Origin of the sequence: Streptomyces sp. col6, from assembly GCF_008042035.1 — a bacterium.
GTDB lineage: Bacteria > Actinomycetota > Actinomycetes > Streptomycetales > Streptomycetaceae > Streptomyces.
The window spans coordinates 1-1,199 of record NZ_RDBL01000064.1; the positions used below are offsets into that span (position 1 = coordinate 1).

Annotated in this window: 1 protein-coding gene; it reads right to left on the minus strand. The window is 69.6% G+C overall.

What is annotated here, in order from left to right; genetic code table 11:
- Positions 1-82 precede the first annotated feature (82 nt).
- Positions 83-853, minus strand: a complete 771-nt coding sequence (locus tag EAO73_RS35320) for an HNH endonuclease family protein (protein ID WP_147975622.1) — start codon at positions 851-853, stop codon at positions 83-85.
- Between the last annotated feature and the right edge of the window lie 346 nt (positions 854-1,199).

Below are 1,199 nucleotides of genomic sequence, written 5' to 3' on the forward strand. Positions count from 1 at the left end.
GGTCAATGACACCATCATCTGTGAACCGAGTCAACACGGTCCACGCGAAACGGGMCCGCCACCCCTCGTGACTACCGCTGCGTCAGCCGCCGCACTGCTTCAGCATCATGTCCTTGTCCGCGCTGGTCACCGGCAGGTCGTACTTCAGCGAGACCTGTGCGAAGCGCAGCACGTACGCGCAGCGCACCGGCTTGTACGGCGGCAGCCAGGTCGCGGGGCCCGCGTCGCGCTTGGCGTTGTTGGCGGGGCCGTCCACCGGGATGAGGTTGAGCGGGTCGTTGGCGATCTGCTGCCGCTTGGACTCGTTCCAGCGGGCGGCGCCCATCTGCCAGTCGTACGACAGCGGCATGACGTGGTCGATCTGCACCTTGGTCGCCTGCTGCTTGCGCCACTCGATGGTCTTGCCGGTGTACGGGTCCTTGAGCGTCATGGAGACGACCACGCACTTGGAGCCGGAACGGAGTTCGACGTCCTTGCCGTCCCGGGCGAGCAGGTCGTTGCGGGTGTCGCAGCCGTTGCGGGACAGCGGGATGCCGTCCACGGAGTCCTTCCACGCGTACCCGAACTTGTCCCGCTCGTAGCCGGTCTTGGGGCCGCGCCCCTTGGTCGCGACCTTCTCGATGACCTTGCGGGCCGCGGCCCGGTCCTTGTCCGAGGTGAGGGGCGCGAGGCCGGGCTTCGTGCCGTCCTCGTTCTTCAGCGGGCTGGCGCCGAAACCGGTGACGGACTGGCCGCCGCCATCGGCGCCGCCGCCGGTGGTGGTGTCGATGTCCTTGGGCAGTTGGTCGGGGTCGCAGCCGCTCAGCGCCAGCACGGCCGTCGCGGCCAGGGCGGGGACCAGTACTCGACACACGCGGGGAGATATCACTCGTAGCCGTCCTGACGGGGAGAAAGCCGAACCAACCCGGGAATCCTATGGACTTCTTCCCTGCCAGGAGAATTTCATGGCCGCGAGGTGTTCCCGCGCGCGGGGCGGCTCACACGTCGAAGCCGGGGCAGGCGGGGGCGGCGGGGGCGGCCCCGCCGGCGCGATGGCACCGCCCGCGCGATGGCTCCCGTCACACCTTCCCGATCCCCAGCGTGTTCTCGGACGGCAGCAGCCCCGACCCGAGCGCCGCCACCCACAACGGCCCCAGCAGTCCGACCAACTGCCCAAGGACATCGACACCACCACCGGCGGCGGCGCCGATGGCGGCGGC